Below are 17,861 nucleotides of genomic sequence, written 5' to 3' on the forward strand. Positions count from 1 at the left end.
TTGTTTGGTGAGATGCTCGCAAAGAAAGACATCATCGGCGCACGCAAATCGCTTGATTTCGCAAGAGAAAAAACATATTGATACGGCAGATTCGGTTGTTATGTTCGCCTGAACCTTCTCGTTTGTACGTTTGCTGATGGGGAGATTCCTCTATTTTTCTCGCCACTCTCCTAGGATCGTGATCAGTTGGGGGATTTCATCGATGATAGCGTCTGCCTCCACGTTATCCCCCCAAAACATGTCCCGCTTCCAAACTGCCTTCATCCCTGCCGCACGCGCACCTTGTACATCGTTAACCGGGTGATCCCCCACATATACCGCTTCACTCGCTTTCACTCCCAGCCGGTCCAGTGCTCTTTCAAATATGATTGACTCTGGCTTGGACACCCCTTCCCGCTCCGAAATCAAAAAGGCATGAAAAAATGCTTCAATTCCAATCGCATTCAAGTTTTTCATTTGAAACTCACTGTGTCCATTCGTAATGATCCCTAGCTTCATGCCCGATTGGCGTAAGATCTGAAGTGTTTCAACTACACCTGTAAATGCCAGACAGTCCTGCCAAAATAGCTGTACGTATTCTTCTAATAAAAATGCTGAAGTAACCTCTTCGATCGTTGACTCTTCCACGATGGTCTGATAGACAACGTCTTTCCACACATACCCACGCTGGTCCAGCTCATGAAAACGGGACAAGAACGCATTCAGTGACATTCTTTTCTGGAGCGGCTGTGTACGTTTATATTGTCGTGCCAAAAATGCATCCAATGACCGTTCCCGATCCAAAAGCGTTCCATCCAAATCAAACAAGCATGCCCTTACCATTGGTACATGCTCCTCCTTACCTGCCAAATTTTTTGAAACTCCGTCTTTTTTCCTATTTTCACCATAATATTTTTTTCTCCTGCAACAATACAAGCCCACTCGCCGTCTGAATAGCAGTCAACAAAAACTACATTGCCATTTTGAGGAGGTTAACATGAAAAGAGCACTAGCCGTATTTTTGTCGGTGTTGATATTCTTAACGGTTATCCCAGTCGTCGGTGCCGCTTCCACTCCTTCGTTCTCAGACGTTCCACGTAGCCATTGGGCATACAAGGAAATTACGGAGATGGCGGCAAAAGGGATCATCAAAGGGTACGACAATCGGACATTTAGACCGAACAATGAAGTTACCCGCGCCGAATTTGCCAAGATTATGATCGCAGCAGCAGATGTAGATATAAACAAACGCTACGTCGACCAAACCTTTAAGGATGTACCGCGTCATCACTGGGCATTTCTGTATGTGGAATACGCCAAGCCTTACTTGACTGGTTACAAATCCGGCTCCACCTACACGTATAAGCCAGATCAAGCTGCAGTACGTGAAGACATTGCTGTCGCATTGGTACGCCTGTTGGGCTACGATCAAAAGTACAAAGCCGACCTGAATCAATTGAAAAAGTTCCGTGATTACGACGATATTTCGTCAGCTCTACGTCCGTATATTGCGATCGCGATCCAAACTGATCTGATGAAAGGATACAATGGCAATTTCCGTCCACAAGATCCGATTACTCGTGCGGAAGCTGCTTCTCTGCTCTATCGTGCTATTTTGGATCGTGACGATGATGATGAGATCAAAATTGTATTCCCTACCCCTGGTCAACCACAGCCTCAGCCAGAACCAGAGCGACTCAATATCAGCGACTCCTTCTCTGATTCCAAATTGAAAAACTGGGATACAGACAAAGCGACAGGAAACTGGGAGGTCGCTAGCAAACAAGTGACAGCGGAATCCGATGACGATGATCTGGATCACTACTTCCTGCCACTTAATTGGAATGAGTCTGACAAAGTTAAGAAATACGAATTGAGCGTTGATGTCAATGTCGTTGGCAGTGAAGGTTTAGGAGGCCTTTACTTCAACGGTAAAGACGGAAAAGCCAATGTTGTATTCGTCCAAAAAGATCGCGTTGTTTTAGGTAAAGTGAATGATGTCGAAGAAGACGATATTGACATCATTACTTCTAGCTCCTACAAGCTGAAATCCAGCAATCGCTTAAAAGTAGAAGTTAACGAGAACACTGTTTCCATTTACCTGAACGATCAATACTTGTTCGGTCAACAGTATGTGAAACAAGAAGGCACAAAGCTCGGTCTGTACCTGCAAGAAGAGGCAACTGAAAACGCGCCTCGCAAAACGACCTATCTGGACAATTTCTCCTTCAAGGAGACCAAATAAAGAACCATATGAATACCCGACAAGCTATCTTGGCCTGTCGGGTATTTTTTCACTCTACTTGACATGCATGTTCTACCAAATGGAAAAAAGATAGCGAAAACGTAGAAATAAACGCATTTCAGATGTTATAATGGTAGCTATTCTTGTCCTGTGAAGGAGCCTTCCTATGTCATTTTCTGTTAATCAACCGTTTCGTTGGATGGACTCCGGTACCTACCAGGATAGTCCACTTGAGCCTTTAATCCGTGATGAAGCGTTGGCAGCCAGCATGCAATTTGAATCTGCATCCCCTGTGATTCATCTCTGGGTGTACGATCAGGCGCTGTATCTCGGCCGCAGAGACGCCAAGCTTCCTCATCTCCAACAAGCCTTGCGTGAATTCGGTCAAGATGGCTTTGGTTGTGTTCTTCGCTCGTCTGGTGGAGCTTGTGTTCCGCTTGATGCTGGCGTACTCAATATGGCTTGTTTATTGCCTGACACTTCGATTTCCATTGACTCCTTCTTCTCGTTTGTAGCCCAGCTTCTTGATGTGGGCCTGCGCGATTACGGGAAGCTGGAATTTGGAGAAGTGAAGGGTTCCTACTGTGCAGGGGAATACGATTTTTCCATTCACGGTAAAAAAATCGGAGGTATGGCACAAAGACGCACGCGACACGGTTCTATTTTGCAGTTATGCATTAACGTAGATGATCGGCCACGAGGGGAATGGATGGAACGCTTTTACCATCTCGCAGGCTTGGATGAAATGCAAAGTCATAAGCCAATTCCTTCCATCAATGCTTCTACTGTTGGCAGTATTGCGAGTTTGACTGGAAAATTGGCCACTATAGATGATGTGAAAGCACGTCTATTGGAGACAATTCGTTCTGAGTGGGCTGTATCACCTACCCCCTTTTATGTGCAAAATGAGTTAGTGACAGAGTCGAGGCATCATTTGTCGCAACGATTACACTTATTTTCTTATACCGCAAAAGAACTGGCCGCACCTGACTGGCACTTACCCGAATAACGGGCAATTTACTTGCTTTTGATTCTCCAGGTGCTGCCGGTAAAATTCTGGAGGAATTATGAATAGCAATCGAAAGGGGACGTTTCAGGATCTGAATGCCCTTTTTGTTTTTGGGGCTCTTACTGTCTTGATGATTCACATCCTCAGTTTTTTTCTCTCAAATGAGAAGACGTATCCGTGGAATAGTGATTTACAAGCCGTTCTAATCATCTTGTTAAAATTCGGTCGCTCTTTGTTTATATTTGCAACTGGAATGCTGCTGTTTTACTGGTATCAGAACCGACAATTGGATTGGCGTGCTTTCTGGAAAAAACGCTGGCGCGCGGTTATTTTTCCTTACGTAATTTGGACGGCCATCTTCACCTATTTTAAACACCAAACCTTTGACCCGGCCGTGCTGGTAGGACCGTTTTTCGATAGTCTGTTTACGGGTAGCTCATTCTACCACCTGTATTACATTCCGCTTTACTTGCAACTGTGCTTGTTGTTTTGCCTGATCAAATCGTGGATAGAACGGTACTTGAACTTCCGCTGGATCATCGCCCTATTTATTGGACAAGCTGGTCTGTACGTTCTCTACCATTATTTGTTTATCAAGCCTTTATGGGCCATTGATTGGGCTGCAAACCCATTCCTGTCCCTCATAAAGCATAGTTATGTTTACGGACAGCATTATGTTTTCATGTACGTATTTACTTTTGCACTCGGCGCTTATGCCGGGATGAATGTGGATAAATGGCGGACGTGGGTGAAACGCCTTCAAATACCTTCTATCGTTGTGATGGCAAGTGCAGCCGTATGGATGGCGTACAGCTATCTTTCCGGCTCCAAAAGCTATTACGAGAGCATGAATATTTTCGAACCGCTTTACTTGGTGTACACACTCTGTGTGATTATCAGCTTTTACCCTGCATCCAGTTATCTCGGCAAACTGCCTAAACTCGGTCCTTGGCTTGCCCGGTTAGCCAAACAAAATATGGCTATCTACTTGGTTCATCCGTTGATCTTGTTCTTACTGCAGAGCTACGTCATTCATCGACTAGGCTGGTCAACACCGTCAATAGTTCTCGGCATGTTCGTGATTACACCGCCACTGTGCATTTTCCTTTACGAGTTGACGACGATGTCCTTTTGGTTCAATCGGAAAAAACGGGTGGAAGCAAAACCGATTTTCAAAAATCAAACGTATAAAGCGTAAGGGAGAACCTGGTTTCCTCTAAACTCCTAATGTAAAAAACAACATGATCTCCCATACTAGAACTAGGGACGATTGTTCCACACCTCGATTACTTGCCTGGCGTAACTGCCGGGCTTTTTTTCGTCGAATGCCCACCAAAGGCTTGCCAACGCCAAGTTTTCTAAATGTAACCCTACCGTTTGTACCTCGCTTACGGTATCATAGAAGAGGACCACAAGCAGTGCTCACTGCTATAGACGTCAGAAAGAAAAGGTGGTGGATCTGGATGAATCAAGAGATCCCTTTGTTACATATTCCGATCAAAGATCTCATAATCGCGTCCACAAAGGTCGCACATGTGCAGTTAGGTAATTCGCTTGAGCACACCCTGCTAGTCCTAATCAAGTCCGGCTATTCAGCCGTTCCTGTACTGGATCATCAGTATCGTTTGCATGGGTTAATCAGCACGAATATGATCATGAATAAGACTCTAGGTCTGGAACGCTTTGAGACCGAGCGTATGTCCGAACATATTGTAGATGACGTGATGGATACGAAGGTCCCTCGATTGCGTGACACCGATGAATTTTTGAAAGCATTGGAAGTGTCCATTAATCACCCTTTCGTCTGCATTGAAGACGACGAGCACTATTTCCAAGGAATCTTGACTCGAAAATCGATATTGGCTTTGGTATATCGTCACTTTCGCAATCTGCCCTTTCCTTTGGCTGCTGACCAACAACAGCCGGCAGAATCGTAGGTCACCGCATACGAAAAGACGGGGCAATAATTGCCACCGTCTTTTTCACATTCTTCTGCATTTCTTCTTTAGAACATATAACTTGGCGATAGCAGCTGATGCTTCTGTTTCTTTTTTTCAGCGAGTAATGTCTGCGCATATTCCAGTGGATGACGGTATGTTTGTTTAAACATTGCACTCTCTCCAGCCTTGAAAAACGAATAGCGCTGATCACGCACATTGACTTCAATCAAATACGGATTGCCTCGCTCGTCAATTCCCATATCCATGCCTAAGTCTGCTAACGATGAAAAATGCCGACCGTACTGCTTCGCAATTTCCACCGCCGCTATGCTAACTCTTTCGATGACCGCTTGTTGTTGTTTCACCTCAGCAAAGATGGGTACCAAAGCTTCCGAAAACGGTACTGCTGTCCCTCCTCGAGAGAGATTGCTCAGCTTGTTTTTCTTATTGGCGACCTTGGCAACCATCCCGCTCACAGTCCACTGCTTCTCTTTGTTTTTCTGCACCGAAACACGAATATCAAACGTTTTTCCTCCATAGCGCGCCAAAGGAATTCCTCGCTGGATTAGAAATCGTTTGTTACCGACCCAGCGTCGCACCGTGGAGAGTATCTGCGAATGAGATAAAATCTGCCGTTTTTTCGATGCAATGAAGTGATAATTGCCTCCGTGCCGTTCAATACGTGCTACCCCAATTCCGACTGATCCAATCGAAGGCTTGACGTACACCACCTGGTACTTATCCAAGAACTGACGCAACTGCACCATGGAATAAGGCACTGTATGCGGCAGATAGCTACGGAGTTGCTCGTTTTTCCAGAGCATCTGGTGCACTTTTCGCTTATCCCGTACAACCAAGCCATTGAACACCGTCTTCTTTTGGCTCAATCTTCGAATCACATTCCTCGCTGTTGCATCCCCTGTCAAAACACGATTGTGGATGACTCGCGGGACTGAAACCAGTTGGGAGACGAGTCGATTTCCGTTCCAAAAATATCCCTTGACTCTTTCATCTCCTGGCTTCACATGCCGCGGATGGAAAAAAACAGGCTCCAATCCAAGCTCTTTACCGATTTCGACATAATAAGGCAGACGCTCATATGACTTGATGCCATGAATTCCTTTCTCCATAAGGGCCCAATCCAACATTATCCCGATTCTGTCCACGTAGATCCCCCTTGCCACATTGCTCTACATAGGGTATGTGCCAGAAAGAGCAAGAGCGTGCCTATTTTTGTACACCTCTACGCGACCTGACAAAATAATTGCTTTCCCATAGGAATGATGTCGGATGTTGCGCTTGCCCGGGAAAGGATCCCGTTTCGTTCTCTTTATTGCTCCCTGCGTTCGATGGCCAGTAAAAACGGGGCTTGGTTTTGCTGATTGATATATTGGTATTTTAAAACCAAATAATCCAATTGACTTAGCTCGTGGCAAAATGTTTCCACTGCCTCTTTTTCCGTTTCTCCCGCCGGATGTCCCCAGTAAATCATGACCGTCATGATTCCGCCTGGTCTGAGTACCCTCAACCCTGATTGAATCGCCTGAATGGTACTGCTCGCTTGTGTTGTGATTTCTTTGTCTCCACCCGGCAAATAGCCCAAATTAAACATAATCGCCGCGGCACTTATCTCCAGCTTGTCAATTTCCTCATGACTGGCGAGCTTCATTTCTACTCTGTTCGCCAGACCTTCTCTCTCGAGTCTCTCTCGCGTTTTCTCGATCGCCTGTGGCTGGATATCGAAGGCGATTACTTTCCCTTCTTCTTGCACCAATTGCGCAAGAAATAAGGTGTCATTTCCATTCCCCATCGTGGCGTCTACAACAGTTTCTCCTACTTGTACCCGTTCACGGATTAATTTGCGTGCGACTTCTAATACATTTGGAAACACAGTCAACTCTCCTCTCTATGTACAAAAACAACGTTATAAATCGATTTGCAGACCGATGCGCGCCGCGTAAACGGCACCTGCGACAAAGGCATTGGCCTCCGCAATTACTTGAGACTCCTCATAGCCGTAAAACAAATGTGTAACTAATAAAGAACGGCAGGATAGAGATTGTGCCAGTTCTGCCGCTTGGCGAACAGACAGGTGCCCATTTGGCTTCGCTGGTAAATTGTAATCCAGATAGGTCCCCTCGCAAATAAACAAATCCGCTTGATTTGCAAACCCTTCCCAGGCTGTACCTGGTCCACTGTCAGCACCGTATACGAGGACACGTCCGTTTGCTTCTAAGCGCATGGCGTAGCATGGATCTCCATCACCATGGTCTGTCCGTAAAAAAGTGATCGAAACGTCCCCAATGGTAACAGACGTTTCTTCTGTGATTGGGGTAAATGTGGTCGCATCTCGATACACCAATGTCTGGGCATTAGCCACTGGCAGCGCTGGAGCGTAGATCGGAAGCGGCTTGTCAGCAGGTCTTTGGCCAAATAGCTGATGAACCATCAAACCGTACTGCATCACTCCTACATCCGCAACATGATCATGATGATAGTGAGATAAGAGCATGGCATCCAGCTCATAAATGGGCAAATGCTTGCCTAGCTGTGCAAGAACACCGCTGCCGCAGTCGAGAAGAATTTTGACACGGTCTGTCTCAATCAGGTAACCCGGAGTAGCACCTCCAGGGCCAGGATAAGGAGATTGATAGCCTAACACGGTAACGCGCATATTCGGTTCACTCCCTCTCATAGGATGGAATAAGGTGGGACAGGAGGTCTGAGATGCAAGGAACATGGAGAGCCGCATGGCAGATCGCTTTTACGTATATTGGGACAGTCGTAGGAGCTGGTTTTGCCTCTGGCAAAGAAATTGTAGAGTTCTTTGTTCAATATGGAACACAAGGCTTAGTAGGCATCATTCTGGCGACGACGCTGTTTATTTGGGCAGGCATCCGCGTCATGCTGATTGCCTATCGGATTCAGGCCGATTCCTATCAAGAAGTCAGCACCTATTTATTTGGGCATCCGTTTGGCACTGTATTTAATACCTTGCTTCTAACCGTATTGCTAGGTACTACCTCCGTCATGCTCGCTGCTACCGGCGCGATTTTTTGGGAGTCTTTTCGATTATCTCCCCAAATCGGCATTTGGTTTAGCATGATTTTGATTTTTTTCGTGACGAAAAAAGGGCTGTTTGCCATCCATCACGTGAACAGCATTTTTGTTCCGATGCTCATTGGCTTTACTGTACTTGTCTTCCTTTATACGAAGCCATGGTTAGATACGAATGTCGTCGTTGAATCGTTACGGCCTTGGGCGTGGCTTAGTTCTCCCTTTTATTATGTTGCCTTAAATGTCACGCTTACACAAGCGGTTTTGATTCCGATGGGCAGACAGAGTACGAGCGAGAAGCCTCTCATCCTAGGGGGAATCATAGGGGGGTTAGGAATAGGCCTTCTGCTATTACTCGCCTACGCTTCTCTGTCTGTAAAAATGCCGGGAATTCATCACGCGGAAATGCCCATGATTGCTGTGCTGCAAGGCTTGGGACCGACTATTCCCTTTTTGTTCTCCCTATTGGTGTATGCGGAAATCTTCTCGACACTTGTAGCTAACGTTTTTGGTCTAGCCCAACAGATTAGACAAGTTACCCCCCTTCGAGGCCCGACTATTCTACTTGGGATTTTGCTGATTTGTTATTTGATCAGTTTTATCGGGTTTAGCTCGCTTCTCCGCTTCCTGTATCCACTCTTTGGTCAACTGGTCGTCTTTTTCCTTGTCATGCTCGTGTACAGGCAGTGGCGCGATCGTATGTAATAAAAAAACCTCTCCCGTTAAGGAGAGGTTTTTCACTCTATCAAACTTAAGCAAATTCTTTAACCAATTTTTCGAAGTCTTCTTCAGACAAGCGAATGTCTTGGTTCACCAAACCTTCTTCTTTGAAGCCATTTACGAGAGCTTCGTAAGGTTTTTGCTCAGTGTTTTGGTAGATCAGACCTGTAATCAGGCCTTTGTGTTGCATAGAGGTAGACATTGCTTTGATACGGTCATGTGGATCGTATCCTTCGAGCGTGTCTACTGGTACGATGTTCTCTTTGAACCAGTCGTATGTGTTTACCTTGTTGTAGGTTACACAAGGGCTGAATACGTTGATCAAGGAAAAGCCTTCGTGTTGGATACCTTTTTCAATCAGTTCAGTCAAGCCCTTCAGATCGCTGGAGAAGGATTGAGCAACGAATGTTGCACCTACAGACAGCGCCAGTTCAACTGGAGAAATCGAGGACTCGATGGAACCTGCCGGTGTAGACTTGGTCACGAAACCAGTCGCGGAACGCGGGGAGGTTTGACCTTTTGTCAGACCGTAGATTTGGTTATCCATTACGATGTACGTAACGTTCATATTACGACGGATAGCGTGTACAGTATGGCCCATACCGATCGCGAAACCATCCCCGTCACCACCTGCTGCGATAACTGTCAGCTCGCGGTTCGCCATTTTCACACCTTGTGCGATTGGCAGGGAACGTCCGTGAATACCGTGGAAACCATAACAGTTGATGTAGCCGGAAATACGACCAGAGCAACCGATACCGGAAACAACCGCCAGATTTTCAGGTTCCAGACCTACGTTCGCTGCAGCGCGTTGAATAGCCGCTTGGATGGAGAAGTCTCCACAGCCTGGGCACCAGTTTGGCTTTACGTTATTTCGAAACTCTTTCATAGTCGCCATGTTTTACCAGCTCCTTCACTTCAGCATAGATTTCCTTCGGCAGGAATGGGTTACCGTCATATTTAAGCACGGATTCGATTTTTTCAGCGTTTCCAACGTGTTGTTTGAGCAAGCTTGTTACTTGCGCTTGAGCGTTGTGCTCAACAACAACAACTTTCTTCGCTTTATCTACGAGTGCTTTGATTTCTTCAGTTGGGAACGGATGCAGCAAACGGATTTGTGCATGGTTTACTTTCATTCCCTCTTGTTCCAGACGGCCTTTTGCTTCTTGAATGGTACCAATTGTGGAGTTGATACCCACAACCAGAACATCCGCGTCAGCGTGAGGAGCATCTGCTGTTACAGCGCCTTTGAAGTTTTTCAGGACGCCTTCCATTTTGCGCATACGTTTATCCATTTGTTGAATACGGTTTGCAGCATTCTCAGATGGACGACCAGTTTGATCATGCTCAACACCAGTTACGTGGTGCAGACCGTATTTTTGACCAGGAATAACACGAGGAGAAACGCCGTCTTCTGTTACTTCATAACGTTTGAACAGGTCGTTTTGCTCTTTTTCTGGCAATTCTTGTCCAGCAAGCAGTTTTCCGCGGCGGATTTCTACTTTGCTGTAGTCAAATGGAACAACGGTTTGTTTACCCAAGGACAGCGTCAAGTCTGTCATCAGGATAACAGGCAGTTGGTATTCTTCCGCAATGTTAAACGCTTCAACTGCATCGTAGAAGCACTCTTCTACTGTGCTTGGCGCGATAACTACTTTTGGAATGTCACCATGCGTACCGTAGATCATAGCATTCACATCGGATTGCTCGATTTTGGTAGGCATACCAGTAGATGGGCCACCACGCTGTGTGTTCACGATTACAACTGGTTGTTCCGTGATACCAGCCAGACCAATTGCTTCCATCATCAGGGACAGACCAGGACCTGCAGAAGCAGTCAAGGAACGAGCACCCGCGAAGTTAGCACCGATTGCCATCGTAATTGCAGCAATCTCGTCTTCTGTTTGGATAACAGTACCGCCCAATTTAGGCAGCTTTTTAATCAAGTATTCCATTACCTCGGAAGCAGGTGTGATCGGGTAAGCTGGCATGAAACGGCAGCCTGCTGCTACAGCACCCAGAGCGATCGCATCGTTACCGATGAGGAACAGTTGTTTTTGTGGATCAGCCTTTTCCATTTGGAACTCAGGCAGTTGACCACCAGTCAATTCATTTACAAAATCAAAACCGCGGCGAATGGCATCCATGTTCTTTTCAACCACTTTTTCGCCCTTGCGGAGGAACATATCTTCAACAATGGGACGGAAGCTTTCCACTGAAATGCCGAGGATGGCACTGGACGCACCAATCGACACCATGTTTTTCATCAGGGAAGTTCCCAGCTCATCAGCGATCTCAGTCAGTGGTACAGTGAAGAAGCGAACTGGCTTCAAGCCGTCCGGCAACTTTGGATTAAATTTCGCGTCCGCGATAATGATACCGCCTTCACGCAGCTCATGCGCATTGAAATCGATCGTCTCTTGGTCAAACGCTACGAGAATGTCCAGATCGTCAGAGATCGCACGCATTGGCGTTGTGCTCACGCGAATTTTATTGTTCGTGTGTCCACCCTTAATACGGGAAGAGAAGTGACGGTAGCTATACAGATGGTATCCCATCCGGTTCATTGCCATCGAGAAAATCTCACCAGTACTCTCGATGCCCTCCCCTTGCTGTCCTCCAACTTTCCAGGAAAGTTGACTAATCATTCAGATTCCACCCTTTCAGTGACTGTGAGAAAAGCTGCCCTATCACACCTTAAAAAGACTGATAAGATGTGACATTTCTGTGCATAGACAGTAACAATTGTAGTCCTGTCCATGTCAAATTGCAAGTGCTTTTACTCAACTTACTTTTGACCTGAATTTTAATGTTGAACTTGGTACATTAATATCCTCATGCTTTATTGTAGCACGTTTCCGAAAACACGCAACCAATTTCCTTGCACAAATTTCAATACTTCCGCCTCTTTATAACGTTTTAACAAAGCTTCTAGTAATTGGGAGTAATCTGCCGCGGATGCTATGTCTCCAAACGTCTCGGTAATACCATCGAAATCGGAGCCAAAACCTACGTGGTTTACGCCCCCCAACGCGCAGATGTGATCCAAGTGGCGCAGCAAGTCATCGATCCAAACCGTGCGCTTGTCCGGCACGGTAAAGAAGTCTACAAACGTTAAGCCAATCGCGCCGTCTTTGGCGATTAACGCTCGAATTTGCTCGTCCGTCAAATTGCGAGAGTGATTGCATAGGCTTCTCACGTTCGAGTGGGAAGCGATCACTGGTGCTTTTGAGCATTCTAGTACATCCCAGAATCCTGGGTCGGCCAAATGCGAAACATCAATGATCATCCCCAGCCGATTCATTTCTTCTATGACTTCTCGTCCAAATGAAGTAAGTCCACCTGGATTCGGCTCTCCATTTCCACTCGCTATGGCATTGCCATGATTCCAGGTCAGCGTCATTCCTCGTACACCAAGCCGGAACCACGTACGTAGCTGAACCAGACTCTCTTCTAATGCATGCGCACCTTCTACAAACAGAATAGCCCCTTTCTGTCCCTTTAATACGCATTCAGCCAAATCTGCCTTTGTGAAAATGGGCCGGAATTTATCACTGGCCACCTCTTGATAAAAAATATCGATCATTTCTAGTACAGAATGAAAACGACGTCCAAACGGCACCTGAGAAGGGACGAAACAGGCAAGCACTTGTATGTCTACATTCCCTTTTTCAAGGGCGGTAAAACCAGCTTGCAAGAGCTTGTCTTCTTTATAAAAGTCCAGCTCGGGGTTCTGCCATAGCTTGCATAATACATCGCTATGCGCATCAAAGATTTTCATATGGAAACGCTCCTTCTCTTCGATCTCTTCGGAGGTCATACTTCTGGACAAACGAAAAAACCTGTTCATTCTTCGAACAAACAGGCAGGTGAAGCATTTGCAGTTGTATCATCTGGGTTCTACGATTAATTTGATTGCAGTTCGCTCTTCTCCATCAATCACGATGTCGGTAAAGGCTGGAATACAAATGAGGTCAACTCCACTCGGCGCTACGAACCCTCGTGCGATTGCTACTGCCTTCACAGCTTGATTAAGCGCCCCAGCGCCAATGGCTTGGATCTCAGCCGCGCCTCGTTCACGAAGAACTCCGGCAAGGGCACCAGCTACGGAATTGGGGTTAGACTTTGCTGAAACTTTTAATACTTCCATCCTTTTTGAACCTCCCGTCTGATAGGAATCCTGTCATCATTAGAATGATATTCGCATAACCCCTAAAAATTCCTGCTAACTTGCTTGAAAGATTCAAAAAATTCTAATCTTATTCCCATTATTCCATAAACGGATGGTCAGAGTCAATTCTGATTCGCTCCATTTTTTTCGCATGCCCTGTCGTTTTATCTAGAGTAATCAGCACCGCATTCAACTGCGCAGGATCTGGCGCTACCTCAAAGCGAACAGGGAGCTGTGTCAAAAATTTCTTAATAACAGCTTCTCGCTCCATCCCCAAAATGCCATTACTCGGGCCACACATTCCTACATCACACAAGAATCCGGTTCCTTGAGGCAATATACGTTCATCAGCGGTTTGCACATGGGTATGTGTCCCCACGACCGCCGTAACCTTCCCATCGAGATACCATGACATTGCTTGCTTTTCCGATGTAGCTTCCGCATGAAAGTCTACAAAAATGAGCTTCGTACGCTTCCGGGCTTGCTCTACTAGCTTATCAGCCATTTGGAACGGACAGTCGAGCGGTGGCAAGAACGTACGCCCCATCAAATTAATGACGGCTAGTTCCCCTTCATGTTGTTTGATATATGTAATCCCTTTTCCAGGAGCCCCTTCTGGGAAGTTCGCGGGTCTGATCATCCGCGGTTCATCATCAATAAAATCGAAAATTTCCCTTTGGTCCCACGTATGATTCCCGAGCGTAATCGCTTGAACGCCCCACGCGAAAAGCTCCTTGGTAATTTTCTCTGTGATCCCGCGACCATGCGCAGCGTTCTCTCCATTCGCTACGATAAAGGTAGGGTTGTATTTTCGTTTCAGTAACGGCAGATATGTTTTCACGATCTCTCTGCCAGGCGAGCCCATAATATCTCCAATGAATAACAACTTCATTACCAAATCACCTCATTGCTAGTATACACAATTCCTCTGCTCATTAGAAAACTTGACATCGTCAACCATTTGGTGTGCTACAAAAAAAGTAAAGTGGCACGCAGCCACTTTACTTTGCATACTCAACTGCCCGTGTTTCACGGATAACCGTCACTTTAATATGACCTGGGTAGTCAAGTTCATTTTCAATTCGTTTCGTGATATCCCGTGCCAGACGGGTAGCTTCCGCATCGTCAATCTTATCAGGTTGAACCATCACGCGAATTTCGCGTCCTGCTTGAATCGCATAAGACTTTTCTACGCCATCGAACGACTCAGAGATTTCTTCCAGTTTCTCCAAACGTCTGATATATGTTTCCAATGTCTCACGGCGTGCACCTGGGCGTGCGGCAGACAGAGCGTCAGCTGCTCCCACGAGCATAGCAATGACGGAAGTTGGTTCGGTATCACCGTGATGAGACGCAATACTGTTCACTACTACGTGATGCTCATTGTACTTCTTAGCCAGTTCTACACCGATTTCAACGTGTGAACCTTCTACTTCATGGTCAATCGCTTTTCCGATATCATGCAGCAAACCTGCACGTTTGGCCAGCTTCACATCTTCTTTTAGTTCTGCCGCCATTAAACCGGCGAGATGTGCCACTTCCATAGAGTGCTTCAGTACGTTTTGACCGTAGCTTGTACGATAACGCAAGCGTCCAAGAATCTTGATCAGATCTGGATGCAAGCCGTGAACGCCTGTTTCGAACGTTGCTTGCTCACCGTATTCACGGATTCGCTCGTCTACTTCGCGACGCGCTTTTTCCACCATTTCCTCGATGCGAGCTGGGTGAATGCGACCGTCTGCGACCAGTTTATCCAGTGCTGTCTTGGCGATTTCCCGACGAATCGGGTCGAAGCCAGACAGGATGACTGCTTCTGGCGTATCGTCAATAATCAGATCGATACCAGTCAACGTCTCCAGGGCACGAATGTTACGTCCTTCGCGTCCGATAATACGTCCCTTCATCTCATCATTTGGCAGCGTAACCACAGAAACGGTTGTTTCTGCTACGTGGTCTGCTGCACAACGTTGAATGGAGGTCGTAATGATCTCACGAGCACGCTTGTCCGCTTCTTCCTTAGCCTGAGTCTCAATCTCCTTGATCATCACAGCCATTTCGTGACGGACGGTATTCTCCACATCAGTGAGAATGATCGTCTTCGCCTCATCCTGCGTCAAGCCGGAGATTCGTTCTAGCTCTGATACTTGCTCTTTATATAAGTGCTCTACCTTGCTTTGCAGTTCTGCGATGGCACGGTCACGCTCAGACAATTCTTCTTCTTTGCGCTCTAACTGTTCCATCTTGCGGTCCAACGATTCTTCTTTTTGTAGAATTCGTCGTTCCTGACGCTGGATCTCATTGCGTCTCTCACGCAATTCGGTTTCCGCTTCGGATCGAAGCTTGAAGACTTCATCCTTTGCCTCCAGCACCTTCTCCTTCTTAACGGCTTCGGCGTCCCGCTTGGCTTCCTCCACGATCTGTCGTGCAGCTTCTTCTGCACTGGAGATCTTCGCTTCCGCAATCGATTTACGAGTGAAGTAGCCAGCACCCAAGCCAATCAGCAGGGCAACGAGCACAATGACAACAGTAATTATAGGATCCATAGGCTTTTTCGTTTCACCTCCTTATTGTAAGACATCTCCCCGCTTTCCAAGCATTTGTTTTTCATGGAGTGCTCTCACATTTGAACATTCGGCTAAAAAACAAGACCGATTTTACTCGGTCCGCTGAATCCGTACTGTTATCGCACGGTTTTTCAGTTGTTCCATAGGCAACGAGTGAGCAAATCGCAAAAAGATATGATACACCAAGTAAATACAAACCTATTTTATTATTTGTGAACAAGAATTGTCAAGATCATGCAAATAGAGTTGCGTCTAACTATCGCTTCTCTGACGCAATTCTTCACGCATTTGTTGAATGATAGCATGAGAGAATCCCTTGCGCATCAGCATAGACAGCAGCTTGCGTTCTTCATCTGGGTTCGGTGCGCCTTCTATGCGTCTCGCCTTCTTCTCTATCAATGCACGGGCAGCATCTAGTTCAGCCTGCCTAGACACGCCACGGACTGCGTCCTCTACAATCGCTCTGTCCACTCCACGCTGGGTAAGCTCCATACGCAGCATATACGGGCTCCTCGGCTTCAAACGCAATCGTTCGTCTACCCATTGCTTCGCAAATGCTTCATCATCGATGTAGCCGTGATCCTTGCAGCGCTGGCATATCTCTTCGGCAATCTGGGTAGAAAACCCCTTCTCTACCAAATAAGAATGCAGCTGACTACTTGTCCGTGGTCGTATGCCGAGGTATCGCAAAGCACCTAAATACGCTTTATGCTTTTCTTCTGCTATCAGGACTTCTCGGCAAAAATCTTCATCTAATTCTGTTCCCTTAAATAGGTTGTACTTTACCAGTATGTCTTCGTGTACGGTAATGGCATACTCGCCTTCTACATCGATATGGTAGCGTTGCTTTTGTTTGATATCTCGATGAACGGCAGTGATCAGGCCGCTCTTCATGATGATTCACTCCTTCGCAAAGCTAAAATAACAGCCTGTCTCATCGACAGGCTGCTCTTCTACTCTTCATTACTCCAGATCAAATGTAGGCTCTTCATCTTGCTCTGGGTCATTTACTGCTTCACCTTCTGGAACAGAACCAGGGTTTAGGCTGAAGTATTCGCGCACTTTTGTTTCAATCTGCGATGCAATGTGCGGATTTTCCTTCAGGAAAACCTTCGAATTTTCTCTACCTTGGCCGAGTCGCTCTTCGTTGAAGGAATACCAAGCACCACTCTTTTGCACGACATCAATCTCAGAACCGATGTCGAGAATGCTACCTTCTCTGGAAATACCTTCACCGTACATGATGTCCACTTCTGCAACCTTAAATGGTGGAGCCACTTTATTTTTGACAACTTTGATCTTTGTCTTGCTACCCAAAATGTCGTTGCCGACTTTGATAGATTCCGCTTTACGAACATCCAAACGAACACTCGCGTAGAACTTCAAAGCGCGTCCACCTGGAGTTGTTTCCGGGTTACCAAACATAACTCCCACTTTTTCACGAAGCTGGTTGATGAAGATCGCAATCGTTTTGGACTTGTTGATGGCACCAGACAGCTTACGAAGTGCTTGGGACATCAAGCGTGCTTGCAAACCTACGTGGGAATCTCCCATCTCGCCTTCGATCTCTGCTTTTGGCACGAGTGCCGCAACGGAGTCGACTACGATAATGTCTACCGCACCAGAACGCACCAGTGCTTCCGCGATCTCCAAAGCTTGCTCACCAGTGTCTGGTTGGGACAACAGCAATTCATCGATGTTCACACCCAGCTTAGCAGCGTAAACCGGATCCAAGGCATGCTCAGCATCGATAAAAGCTGCTTGTCCACCCTGTCTTTGCACTTCTGCGATGGCATGAAGCGCTACTGTTGTTTTACCAGAAGACTCTGGTCCGTAAATCTCAACAATCCGTCCGCGTGGGAACCCACCCACACCAAGTGCGATATCTAGAGCAAGTGCACCGCTAGAAGCCGTAGAAATCTGGATGTTAGATACTTCCCCCAACTTCATAATGGAACCTTTTCCGAATTGCTTTTCTATTTGACGCAATGCACTCTCCAAAGCTGCGCGACGATCTGACAAATGGTACACACCCTTTCAATTTTCGCATCTCTTTTGCTTGTCTTCATCATACCTCGAGACAGAAGTGTTTGCCAAGTATTTTTTACGAACAAATATTCGCATCGCATAAAAGCAGCCATTTCCTGGTTGTTCCCAGCGAAATGGCTGCTTCTCA

17 protein-coding genes are annotated in these 17,861 nt (G+C 46.4%); 5 read left to right on the forward strand and 12 right to left on the reverse strand.

What is annotated here, in order from left to right; translation table 11 throughout:
• Window positions 1-150: 150 nt before the first annotated feature.
• The gene (locus ACFVS2_RS06710; RefSeq protein WP_390232548.1) at window positions 151-822 is read right to left on the reverse strand and encodes an HAD family hydrolase; all 672 of its coding nucleotides are present in this window, start codon (window positions 820-822) and stop codon (window positions 151-153) included.
• 154 nt (window positions 823-976) lie between these two features.
• On the opposite strand from ACFVS2_RS06710, the gene ACFVS2_RS06715 reads away from it, so the two are divergent.
• The 4 genes from ACFVS2_RS06715 (at window position 977) to cbpB (ending at window position 5,170) form a co-directional block, all read left to right on the forward strand.
• Window positions 977-2,224 carry an S-layer homology domain-containing protein gene (locus tag ACFVS2_RS06715; RefSeq protein ID WP_390232551.1) on the forward strand — a complete coding sequence of 416 codons (1,248 nt, stop codon included), beginning with the start codon at window positions 977-979 and terminating at the stop codon, window positions 2,222-2,224.
• 166 nt (window positions 2,225-2,390) lie between these two features.
• Window positions 2,391-3,233 (forward strand): lipoate--protein ligase family protein, encoded by an 843-nt coding sequence (locus ACFVS2_RS06720; protein ID WP_173617480.1) that lies wholly within the window; start codon window positions 2,391-2,393, stop codon window positions 3,231-3,233.
• Between the two features lie 58 nt (window positions 3,234-3,291).
• The gene (locus tag ACFVS2_RS06725) at window positions 3,292-4,431 is read left to right on the forward strand and encodes an acyltransferase (protein ID WP_390232555.1); all 1,140 of its coding nucleotides are present in this window, start codon (window positions 3,292-3,294) and stop codon (window positions 4,429-4,431) included.
• A gap of 265 nt (window positions 4,432-4,696) precedes the next feature.
• A complete protein-coding gene (cbpB, locus tag ACFVS2_RS06730) occupies window positions 4,697-5,170 on the forward strand; it encodes a cyclic-di-AMP-binding protein CbpB (RefSeq protein WP_173617478.1) in 474 nt (157 codons plus the stop codon).
• 68 nt (window positions 5,171-5,238) lie between these two features.
• On the opposite strand, the gene ACFVS2_RS06735 is transcribed toward cbpB, so the two are convergent.
• From ACFVS2_RS06735 to ACFVS2_RS06745, 3 genes are all read right to left on the reverse strand, one after another.
• A complete protein-coding gene (locus ACFVS2_RS06735) occupies window positions 5,239-6,339 on the reverse strand; it encodes a YheC/YheD family endospore coat-associated protein (RefSeq protein ID WP_390232559.1) in 1,101 nt (366 codons plus the stop codon).
• 164 nt (window positions 6,340-6,503) lie between these two features.
• On the reverse strand, window positions 6,504-7,064 hold the full coding sequence (mnmM, locus tag ACFVS2_RS06740) for a tRNA 5-(aminomethyl)-2-thiouridylate-methyltransferase MnmM (protein ID WP_390232562.1): 561 nt from the start codon (window positions 7,062-7,064) through the stop codon (window positions 6,504-6,506).
• A 33-nt stretch (window positions 7,065-7,097) separates the two neighbouring features.
• Window positions 7,098-7,847, reverse strand: coding sequence for an MBL fold metallo-hydrolase (locus ACFVS2_RS06745; RefSeq protein ID WP_390232565.1), 750 nt, complete (start codon window positions 7,845-7,847; stop codon window positions 7,098-7,100).
• Between the two features lie 53 nt (window positions 7,848-7,900).
• On the opposite strand from ACFVS2_RS06745, the gene ACFVS2_RS06750 reads away from it, so the two are divergent.
• Entirely contained in the window at window positions 7,901-8,935 is a 1,035-nt protein-coding gene (locus ACFVS2_RS06750; protein ID WP_173617474.1) for a YkvI family membrane protein, read from the forward strand.
• Between the two features lie 46 nt (window positions 8,936-8,981).
• Here ACFVS2_RS06750 and ACFVS2_RS06755 read toward each other — a convergent pair whose 3' ends face one another.
• From ACFVS2_RS06755 to recA, 8 genes are all read right to left on the reverse strand, one after another.
• Window positions 8,982-9,848 (reverse strand): 2-oxoacid:ferredoxin oxidoreductase subunit beta, encoded by an 867-nt coding sequence (locus tag ACFVS2_RS06755; RefSeq protein ID WP_007719146.1) that lies wholly within the window; start codon window positions 9,846-9,848, stop codon window positions 8,982-8,984.
• Window positions 9,820-11,598, reverse strand: coding sequence for a 2-oxoacid:acceptor oxidoreductase subunit alpha (locus tag ACFVS2_RS06760; RefSeq protein ID WP_173617473.1), 1,779 nt, complete (start codon window positions 11,596-11,598; stop codon window positions 9,820-9,822). Before ACFVS2_RS06760 ends, ACFVS2_RS06755 begins: the two co-directional genes overlap by 29 nt.
• A 194-nt stretch (window positions 11,599-11,792) precedes the next feature.
• A complete protein-coding gene (locus tag ACFVS2_RS06765) occupies window positions 11,793-12,731 on the reverse strand; it encodes a dipeptidase (RefSeq protein ID WP_390232570.1) in 939 nt (312 codons plus the stop codon).
• A gap of 108 nt (window positions 12,732-12,839) precedes the next feature.
• Complete coding sequence (spoVS, locus tag ACFVS2_RS06770) at window positions 12,840-13,100, reverse strand: stage V sporulation protein SpoVS (protein WP_003385776.1); 261 nt, start codon at window positions 13,098-13,100, stop codon at window positions 12,840-12,842.
• A gap of 118 nt (window positions 13,101-13,218) precedes the next feature.
• Window positions 13,219-14,013: a TIGR00282 family metallophosphoesterase gene (locus tag ACFVS2_RS06775; protein WP_007719153.1), complete on the reverse strand. Its 795-nt coding sequence runs from the start codon at window positions 14,011-14,013 to the stop codon at window positions 13,219-13,221.
• 109 nt (window positions 14,014-14,122) lie between these two features.
• Entirely contained in the window at window positions 14,123-15,664 is a 1,542-nt protein-coding gene (rny, locus tag ACFVS2_RS06780; protein ID WP_007719154.1) for a ribonuclease Y, read from the reverse strand.
• A gap of 273 nt (window positions 15,665-15,937) precedes the next feature.
• On the reverse strand, window positions 15,938-16,579 hold the full coding sequence (locus tag ACFVS2_RS06785) for a RecX family transcriptional regulator (protein ID WP_173617471.1): 642 nt from the start codon (window positions 16,577-16,579) through the stop codon (window positions 15,938-15,940).
• Window positions 16,580-16,648: 69 nt separating this feature from the next.
• Window positions 16,649-17,707 carry a recombinase RecA gene (gene recA / locus ACFVS2_RS06790; RefSeq protein ID WP_017249260.1) on the reverse strand — a complete coding sequence of 353 codons (1,059 nt, stop codon included), beginning with the start codon at window positions 17,705-17,707 and terminating at the stop codon, window positions 16,649-16,651.
• Window positions 17,708-17,861: the final 154 nt, after the last annotated feature.

This window comes from Brevibacillus sp. NPDC058079 (genome assembly GCF_042885155.1).
In the GTDB taxonomy this organism is placed as follows: Bacteria; Bacillota; Bacilli; order Brevibacillales; family Brevibacillaceae; genus Brevibacillus.